An 8,985-nucleotide genomic window follows, 5' to 3' on the forward strand; every position below is an offset into this window, starting at 1 on the left:
CTATAGAGGAAGCCCCGAGGGAAAAACCGGAAAGTACGTTGAGTACCATCGCGATTCCGTCTACGGAACTCGTTCCGCCTTCCCATACTAAGCTGCTGTACAACCAAAACAAAAGACTGAGTCCAAGAACACCGAGTCCTACGACTCCGAGTCCCATTACAGAGCCTCCGGCAAAAGCCACTTCCAGCGCTTTTCCCAGGGATGTTCGGGCAGCTTGGGTGGTTCGGACATTGGCCTTGGTAGCCACTTTCATCCCGATAAAACCAGCGAGAGCAGAACAAATGGCACCTACGATAAAAGAAACGGCAACCATTCCGTTGGACCCCGCTTCGTTCTCTCCTTTAAAATAAAGCAGAATGGCAACGGCTGCTACGAAAATAGCGAGTATCCGATACTCGGCTTTGAGGAATGACATCGCTCCGTCGGAAATATTTTTTGCAATACGAGACATTTTTGCATCTCCTTCATCCTGTTTGGAAACCCAAGCATTTTTAATAAACACAAAGATTAGGCCCAGCACTCCGAAGACCCATAAATAGTTCACGATTTGTTCCATCATGTCAGTTATTTAGTAGTTTAAAACGGCTGCAAAAGTAATGAAAGGGGTTGGAATATAAAAGCACTTTTTTGGGCGGCTCACAAGGAGTAAATCCGCCCTGATTCTGCGCCAAACGAAGGGAAAGAACCCTAAAATTGAAAACCGAAGGTGCCGGTTACGCTAAAAGGACGGGCATCCGGGCTTTCGAGATAATTCCCCCGGAAGTTGAAATCGATCCGGAAAATCTTGAAAATATTGCCCACTCCAAAGGAGTATTCCCAGTATATCCGGTCATCCGGGGCCTGGAGCGGAATATTGGTCGGGGAGCTAAGTACCCGGTTCTCCTCAGAGAGTTCCCCCCAGACACCTCTTAACCCCACGATCTCGCGAAGGTTTAAGTCCCTGAGGAGCGGAATTCGGGAGAAGATGCGACCGTTAAAATTATGCTCCAGGTGCATGGAGGTGTAGGTGTCGGTAACAAACTCGTAAAAATCGAGGTTGGGAAAAGAATTAAAAATGGTAAAGAAAGTTTGGTTTCCCGGCACCACATTGAGCAATCCCAGGGGTACGGCCCCAAAAGTCTTCCCCACTTCCACGGATGTCGTAAGGCGGCCCAACCCGCCAAGCTGCCAGGGCTGGGTATAGGAAAACTGGATTTTGCGATAGTCAAAATCGCTTTCCAAAAAGCCACGCACCCCATGGGTATAGTTCAAAAGAAGCGTACTGTAGTTATCATTGATATCCCGCCGTTCCACCCCGTATCCTATGGTTCGCTTCCCCGGTGTATAGACCAGGGTGGTGATCAGGTCGAACTGCCGGATTTGGGAGGAAACACCCCCTGGGGCGTCCGGATCCAGATAATCCAGGCTAAAAGCCTCTGGCAGGGCAGATTTCAGGGTTCGAAAGGACGTTCCGAACCGCATACGAAGGTTTTTCACAGGCTCCATTTCCAGCATCAGGGTACTCAGGTTGATATTGGTCAGGCGGTCGTTAGTCCCTACGGTAAGCAAGTTCCCCGAGGCAATACTGCGCCCAAGGACATCTGTAGTGGCCGTTAAATTTAAACCCAGCTGTTCAATATCCCTCCGATTCCCCCCGGAGAGAATCAAACGGTTCCTGCGATCCAGCAGAACCTTACCCGATATGCCGTATTTGATTCGCTGATCCATAAATCCATAAGCCCCATAGGCCTGGATACGCCATGGATCATTTTGTCCGAAGAAGGTTCGCACCCCCCCCCGGAATCGAACCCCTTCCGCATCGTTATACCCCCAGGCGCTATAGATATCCCCCAGGTCGATATTCCACTTATCAATCTCGATATAGCCTGAGCCGAGTACGCTGGCCAAATAATAAAAGGTATTGAACTTAGGGACGGTTTTAAGCGTATCGAGCATGGCGTAGATCCCTTCCTCATCCCGGTTGAGATCCTCCAGGCGGTTGTTCTCCCAGAACGCATCACTCCGCTCCATGACCACCGGGTTAAAAGGATCCTGTTTTTGCTGGTAAAAATCTTTGGGCTGGGCCTGATCAAAAATATAGTTGTCATAAACCGTGGTGCGTTTGCCGTACACTCCTCTGGACTTATCTTTTTTGTTCAGGGCAAAATCTGTCAGGAGGTAGTCCCGCTTTAAGAGAAACACCGAATCGGAGAGCACTTCGAATTCCTGTTCTATATACAACTCCTTTACCCAATTGACATTTGCACTCCGGGTAACCTGCATATTAATTTCAGCAATGGCGTAGGTCGTATCATTTACCCAGAAATCCCCCTTGAAAGTGAGCTCATTCTTCCGTCTTGGGTAGTAAATTATATTGTAGCACCATTTATCCTTAATATAGGCACTGTCAGCCAGGACGTAATTATAGGTATCAATACCTGTCTTGGAGAGTGGGCTGGTAAAGCTCTTGTCAAAGAGTTTAATGTAGTTATCGTAGACGTCATACTGGGTGTACAAATCCTGTACAAAGGCAATGATCGCCTGATTGTTGCTAAACCCTGAATTTTTGTTCCCCATCACTACCTGCTTGTCGAGATTCATCTCGTTATCCCCGTAGACCGTGGTGAATTTTTCATTGATAAATACAGGGAGATAGGTTTTTCCCGTAATCCGGGAGGTATCTAAATCTTCAAAGACAAATTCCATTCCCCTGAATATCTTGCTCTGCATCAAGGCGCTGTCGATGGTATTGAGATCAAACTCGATTTTCTCGTATTCATCATATCGGTACTGATCGTAGAGCCGCAAGCCGTTGGAACGCTTTTTGGCCCAAATTTTTCGCAGGATATCAATGGCGGGGTTGTTTTTCTTGGATTGTTTTCCCACGTAAACCACAACCTCATCGAGTTGTTCCCCTTCCACAAGGACAATCTCCATATTCAATGTGGCCCTGGAGGAAAGCAAAATCTCACGACTGGTATATCCAACAAATGAAATAACCAGGGTATCGAAGCGGTCCTGGCTCTCCAGGTAAAAACGACCATCATCGTTGCTGATGGTCCCTTCGGTGGAATTTTTAAACAGTACATTGGCAAAGGCCACAGGGTCCCCCAATTCATCCACCACAACTCCACCCACCTTGGTTTGAGCCAAACCAAAGGCAGAAATCCAAAAAACCAATACTGCGAGCCATCGCTGCATTTGAAACCACTTTAAGGCCCTGCCATCCTTATATCGGACGAACATATTAACAGGGCAACGAATGTTTGGAGGTAAAATTGAGTCGAATACGATAAATGCAAAAATCCCCGGTGTTTGGTCGGTATAGCCGGGGAAAAGTTACAAAGGAACTCTTTATTTGTACAGAACTTTCCGAACGGCCCGAATTACATCTTCCCGATTGGGGAGCCATTCTTCGAGCAGTACAGGGGAATACGCGGCAGGGGTGTCCGCGGTATTGATTTTTTCAATAGGGGCATCCAGATAATCAAAGGCCTGGGACTGGACCTGATAGGTGATCTCGGTGGCAACATTCCCAAAAGGCCACGCTTCTTCCAGGATGACCAGGCGATTCGTCTTTCTTACAGAATCCAGGATCGTTTCATGATCCATGGGCCGGACTGTCATAAGGTCTATAATTTCGCAGGAGATACCATCTTTTTCCAGGGTTTCTGCTGCAGCATAGGCCTCTTTGATTATTTTTCCAAAAGAGACAATGGTGACATCAGTCCCTTCCCGCTTGACTTCAGCCACTCCTATCGGCAATGTGAATTCGCCTTCCGGAACTTCTCCTTTGTCTCCGTACATCTGCTCAGACTCCATAAAAATTACCGGATCGTCATCCCGAATGGCAGACTTTAAAAGTCCCTTGGCATCCCTGGGATTGGAAGGCACAACCACCTTCAGACCCGGGCAGTTCGCATACCAGCTTTCAAAAGCCTGTGAATGCGTAGCCCCGAGCTGGCCTGCAGAAGCTGTAGGACCGCGAAAGACAATAGGTATATTAAACTGTCCCCCGGACATCTGCCGCATTTTTGCAGCGTTGTTGATAATCTGGTCGATACCGACAAGTGAGAAATTAAAGGTCATAAACTCGATAATCGGACGATTTCCAATCATGGCCGAACCGACACCTATTCCGGAAAAACCAAGTTCAGAGATCGGGGTATCGATGACCCTTCTGGGACCAAATTCCTCGAGCATACCCTTGGAAGCCTTGTAAGCCCCATTGTATTCTGCTACTTCCTCGCCCATAAGATAAATGGATTCATCTTTGCGCATCTCCTCGGACATGGCTTCTGCAATGGCTTCTCTGAATTGTATCGTCTTCATGGCTAAAATTTATTCTAAGCACAGGCGCACTGCGCCTTAAACGCCCACAAAAATAGAAAATTATAAAGCAACTCAGGAGACAGAAGTTCATTAAATTGATTACTTTTTTTACTATGCATGCATAGTATTTATAAAATTATTGGCTATCTTAGCAGCCCTGTAATAAACGTTTTAAACCGTGTTTTTATGAAGATTCTCGTATGCATCAGCAACGTGCCAGACACTACTTCGAAAATCAATTTCACATCCGACAACACTGCCTTTGACACCACCGGTGTGCAGTTTGTAATCAATCCGAATGACGAGTTCGGACTGACCCGCGCCATGTGGTTTAAAGAAAAACAAGGGGCTACAGTCCACGTAGCCACCGTTGGTACTGCCTCCGTAGAACCCACTATAAGGAAGTCTCTCGCAATTGGTGCCGATGAAGGTATCCGTATCGACGCAGAACCGGTAGATGGAATATTTGTAGCCCGCCAGCTTTCAGAAATCGTGCAGAAAGGTGGTTACGACCTGATTATCGCGGGAAGGGAATCTATCGACTACAACGGGGGAATGGTCCCGGGAATGATGTCTGCCATGCTCGATATGAACTTTGTCAACACCTGTATCTCGCTTGAAGTAGAAGATAACAAGGCCACCGCGGTACGGGAAATCGACGGGGGAAAGGAGACGCTAGAGACCACATTGCCACTGATTATTGGAGGGCAAAAAGGGCTGGTTGAAGAAAGTGACCTGCGTATTCCTAATATGAGGGGAATCATGATGGCCCGACAAAAGAAACTCACCGTGGTTCCTCCCGTGGATGCCGCTGAGGGTACTTTGGATGTACGTTTTGAAAAACCGGCACCCAAAGGAGCTGTCAAATTGGTAGACCCTGAAAACATTGACGAACTGATCGATCTGCTTCACAAAGAGGCAAAAGTTATTTAATCGTAAAAAAGTAAAAAAATGCCTGTACTCGTATATACAGAATCGGAAAAAGGAAATTTTAAAAAAAGTGCCTTTGAAGTGGCGAGTTACGCCAGCGAACTGGCCAAAGTCATGGGAACCGACGTGATTGCCATCTCTGTCAATGCAGATAGTCCGGCAGAACTCGGGGCCTTTGGAATAACCCGTGTTCTGAATGCAGCTGAACCGCGCCTTGCAGAATTCAATGCCAGGGGAACGGCTTCCCTCCTGCGACAGGCCGTTTCCGAAACAGGGGCAAAAGTGTTGGTAACCAGTTCCAGCACAGACACCAAATACGCTATTTCTATCCTGGCGGGGATGTTGAAAGCCGGGTACGTCAATAACGTAGTCAGCCTGCCGGAAACCACTGAACCTCTGGTGGTTAAGCGTACTGCATTTAGTAATAAGGGATTTGCATATACCGAATTAAAAGGGGAGCCTGCCATTATCGGGGTCTCAAACAACGCTTTCGGAACCCTTGAGAACAGTGTTGAAGCCCAGGTAGAAGCATTCTCCCCAACTTTCTCAGATTCTGACTTTGGGGTTAAATCTATATCAGTGGACAAAGCTTCTGATAAAGTCACCATTGCGGATGCCGAAGTTGTCGTATCCGGCGGACGTGGCCTGAAAGGTCCGGAAAACTGGAATCTGATCGAAGATCTCGCTGAAGTACTGGGTGCGGCAACTGCCTGTTCCAAACCCGTTTCTGATCTCGGCTGGAGACCGCATAGTGAACACGTCGGACAAACCGGGAAACCCGTGGCCAGCAACCTCTATATTGCCATTGGTATTTCCGGTGCCATTCAGCACCTGGCCGGTGTAAACGCATCCAAAACCAAAGTAGTGATCAATACAGATCCGGAAGCCCCCTTCTTTAAAGCGGCTGACTACGGAATCGTGGGGGATGCTTTTGAGGTGGTACCTGAATTGATCGAAAAATTAAAGGAATTTAAGGCACAAAACGGCTAATTTTTGTTAATTTGTCGTTCTTTGGGGCTGTTAAATAACCGGACAACCCTGTTGTTTAACAGTCTTTTCATGCGTTAAATTTGCCTATGAGCCTTGTCAGGTTAAAAATAAAAGGGATTTCCTACAGCCAGACTCAGAATGGGGCTTATGCCCTTATTCTTAACGAAGTGGATGGAGAGCGCAAACTTCCCATTGTAATCGGTGCTTTCGAGGCTCAATCCATAGCCATTGCGCTGGAGAAAGAAATACAACCGCCCAGACCCCTTACACACGATTTGTTCAAAAATTTTGCGGACAGATTCCAGATTGTCATCAAGCAGGTAATCATCCACAAACTTGTCGATGGTGTGTTCTACTCCAGTATCATCTCTGAACGGGATAAGGTCGAAGAAATCATCGATGCGCGCACAAGCGACGCCATTGCCCTGGCCCTCCGGTTTGACGCCCCCATTTTTACTTATAAAGCTATTCTGGATAAGGCAGGTATTTTCCTTAAGTTTTCTTCAAAGGATACGGACAAAGAAGATGGTGACGACAGTATAATGGTCGATGAAATCCTGCAGGAAGGCCAGGCTGTTGAAATCGATCCGGGATCCGGGGCTCCTTACAGGGAAATGAGTTTAGAAGAGCTGAATAAAGAACTCGAAAAAGCTGTAACCGGCGAGGATTATGAGAAAGCTGCCAAGCTCAGGGATGAAATATCCAAACGAAAAAGCTGAGTTGAAAAAAGGCAGATATTCCTGTTTTGCACTTCTCTTAAGCCTGATTTTCCTATTGCTTCCGCTCTTCGGTATGGCCCAGGATGCGTCGCCGGATGTCCTGACCCCAAATCAGGGATTCAGTATCACTTCCCTCGGGAGAGGTTTGCTGGGACTTATAGTCGTGCTTGCCATTGCCTTCGCTTTTAGTGCCAGGAGAAAATCAATCAATTGGAAAACTGTCGGCGTGGGCCTGAGTATACAGCTACTGCTCGCCATAGGGGTTCTTAAGATTCCGGCCGTACAGTGGTTTTTCAATGTTTTGGGCTCCTTTTTTAACAGTATTCTCGAATTCACCCTGGCGGGAAGTACGTTTGTTTTCGGCAGCCTTATGGATTTAGACAATCCGAACATCGGATATGTTTTTGCCTTTCAAATCCTGCCTACCATCATTTTTTTCTCGGCCCTTACATCCGTCTTGTATTATTTGGGGATCATTCAACGCGTTGTCCGGGGGCTGGCCTGGTTGCTGTCGCGAGCCCTTGGAATCTCCGGGCCGGAAAGCCTCAGCATTGCGGGGAATATCTTTCTGGGACAAACTGAAGCCCCCCTGCTGATTAAGGCCTATCTCGAGAAAATGAACCGTTCGGAAATCCTCCTGGTCATGATCGGGGGTATGGCCACCGTGGCAGGGGGAGTCCTCGCCGCATATATCGGTTTTTTAGGAGGCAATGATCCGCAGCTCCGACTGGAATTTGCACGCCACCTCATTGCCGCTTCCGTTATGGCTGCGCCGGGAGCTATCGTTGTTTCTAAAATCCTGTATCCGCAAACGGAAGCAGTGGATAAAACGATCAGCGTATCTGCAGATAAAATAGGAAGTAATTTACTCGATTCGATAGCCAACGGTACCACGGAAGGTCTCAAGCTGGCTGTCAATGTTGGGGCCATGCTCCTGGTATTTGTCGCCTTTATCGCGATGATTAACGGAATACTGGGTTGGGTAGGTGACCTGACCTCACTCAATGAATGGATCGCCCTCAACTCCCCTTATGAGTCACTCTCTCTCGAAGCCCTTTTAGGCGCTTTATTCGCTCCCCTGATGTGGCTCATCGGCGTAGATTCGAGCGACATCATGATGATGGGGCAATTGTTGGGCATAAAGCTGGCCGCCAGTGAATTTGTAGGGTACATCCAGCTGGCTGATTTGAAAGACCTCAGCAATCCCTTACATCTCGGGTATCAGAAGTCGGTCATTATGGCTACTTATATGCTCTGTGGTTTTGCCAATTTCGCCTCTATCGGGATACAGATCGGGGGTATCGGCTCCCTGGCACCCGGACAGCGGAAAACCCTTTCCGAATTCGGCCTGAAGGCCGTCGTGGGAGGGACCCTGGCCTCCCTGCTTTCCGCCACGCTTGCGGGCATGATTCTCGGATAAAAATAGCTCCCGCTTTATTCTTTCCATTTTCCCGACAAGGTTAATAACCTTTTAAAAAAAAGGCCTGATCCGGCTTCGGCAAAACAAGTTGAATATTTACTTTTAGACCCATCCCAAATCGGGGTAAACTGTAATTACTCATGAAACAATATCACGACCTGCTGAATCACGTGCTGAGCCATGGCACCCTGAAATCCGATCGGACCGGGACCGGCACATTAAGCGTTTTTGGCTACCAGATGCGGTTCGATCTCGCCGCGGGCTTTCCGTTAGTCACCACCAAAAAAATCCATGTAAAATCCGTGATTCACGAACTGCTCTGGTTTCTGAAAGGGGATACCAACGTCCGCTACCTACAGGAAAACGGGGTTCGGATTTGGAATGAGTGGGCCGATGAAAACGGTGACCTCGGGCCTGTCTACGGGCAGCAGTGGCGCAACTGGAATGGAGATTCCATAGACCAGATCGCGCAGTTATTGCAAACCCTGAACACCAACCCGGACAGCCGCCGTATGTTGGTGGCTGCATGGAACCCGTCGGTTTTGCCGGATACTGGAATATCCTTTTCAGAAAACGTCGCCCGGGGAAAAGCCGCCTTGCCGCCTTGCCATGCAT

General features: G+C 48.0%; 8 protein-coding genes. 5 read left to right on the top strand and 3 right to left on the bottom strand.

The features are described 5' to 3' along the window. From WBV75_RS14775 to WBV75_RS14785, 3 genes are all read right to left on the bottom strand, one after another. On the bottom strand, positions 1 to 556 hold a 556-nt coding region (locus WBV75_RS14775), incomplete at its 3' end, for a sodium/proton-translocating pyrophosphatase (RefSeq protein ID WP_424121346.1). Positions 557 to 687: 131 nt separating this feature from the next. Further along, on the bottom strand, positions 688 to 3,180 hold the full coding sequence (locus WBV75_RS14780) for a DUF5686 family protein (RefSeq protein WP_424121347.1): 2,493 nt from the start codon (positions 3,178 to 3,180) through the stop codon (positions 688 to 690). 153 nt (positions 3,181 to 3,333) lie between these two features. Beyond that, on the bottom strand, positions 3,334 to 4,311 hold the full coding sequence (locus tag WBV75_RS14785; protein WP_424121348.1) for a pyruvate dehydrogenase complex E1 component subunit beta: 978 nt from the start codon (positions 4,309 to 4,311) through the stop codon (positions 3,334 to 3,336). A 186-nt stretch (positions 4,312 to 4,497) separates the two neighbouring features. On the opposite strand from WBV75_RS14785, the gene WBV75_RS14790 reads away from it, so the two are divergent. The 5 genes from WBV75_RS14790 to thyA all read left to right on the top strand — a co-directional run. Further along, positions 4,498 to 5,244, top strand: coding sequence for an electron transfer flavoprotein subunit beta/FixA family protein (locus WBV75_RS14790; protein ID WP_424121349.1), 747 nt, complete (start codon positions 4,498 to 4,500; stop codon positions 5,242 to 5,244). Between the two features lie 18 nt (positions 5,245 to 5,262). Continuing rightward, positions 5,263 to 6,231 carry an electron transfer flavoprotein subunit alpha/FixB family protein gene (locus WBV75_RS14795; protein WP_424121350.1) on the top strand — a complete coding sequence of 323 codons (969 nt, stop codon included), beginning with the start codon at positions 5,263 to 5,265 and terminating at the stop codon, positions 6,229 to 6,231. An 86-nt stretch (positions 6,232 to 6,317) separates the two neighbouring features. Next, positions 6,318 to 6,950, top strand: a complete 633-nt coding sequence (locus tag WBV75_RS14800) for a bifunctional nuclease domain-containing protein (protein WP_424121351.1) — start codon at positions 6,318 to 6,320, stop codon at positions 6,948 to 6,950. Between the two features lie 73 nt (positions 6,951 to 7,023). Further along, entirely contained in the window at positions 7,024 to 8,370 is a 1,347-nt protein-coding gene (locus tag WBV75_RS14805; RefSeq protein WP_424121353.1) for a NupC/NupG family nucleoside CNT transporter, read from the top strand. 140 nt (positions 8,371 to 8,510) lie between these two features. Then, a partial coding sequence (thyA, locus tag WBV75_RS14810) for a thymidylate synthase (RefSeq protein WP_424121352.1) occupies positions 8,511 to 8,985 on the top strand: 475 nt, incomplete at its 3' end.

Origin of the sequence: Robiginitalea sp. (assembly GCF_049588695.1) — a bacterium.
Taxonomy (GTDB): domain Bacteria; phylum Bacteroidota; class Bacteroidia; order Flavobacteriales; family Flavobacteriaceae; genus Robiginitalea.

Excerpts from the sequence above, each read along its gene's own strand:
- WBV75_RS14795 (WP_424121350.1), top strand. The coding sequence starts at position 5,263 with ATGCCTGTACTCGTATATACAGAATCGGAAAAAGGAAATTTTAAAAAA.
- WBV75_RS14800 (WP_424121351.1), top strand. The coding sequence starts at position 6,318 with ATGAGCCTTGTCAGGTTAAAAATAAAAGGGATTTCCTACAGCCAGACT.
- WBV75_RS14785 (WP_424121348.1), bottom strand. The coding sequence starts at position 4,311 with ATGAAGACGATACAATTCAGAGAAGCCATTGCAGAAGCCATGTCCGAG.
- WBV75_RS14805 (WP_424121353.1), top strand. The coding sequence starts at position 7,024 with ATGGCCCAGGATGCGTCGCCGGATGTCCTGACCCCAAATCAGGGATTC.
- WBV75_RS14780 (WP_424121347.1), bottom strand. The coding sequence starts at position 3,180 with ATGCAGCGATGGCTCGCAGTATTGGTTTTTTGGATTTCTGCCTTTGGT.
- WBV75_RS14790 (WP_424121349.1), top strand. The coding sequence starts at position 4,498 with ATGAAGATTCTCGTATGCATCAGCAACGTGCCAGACACTACTTCGAAA.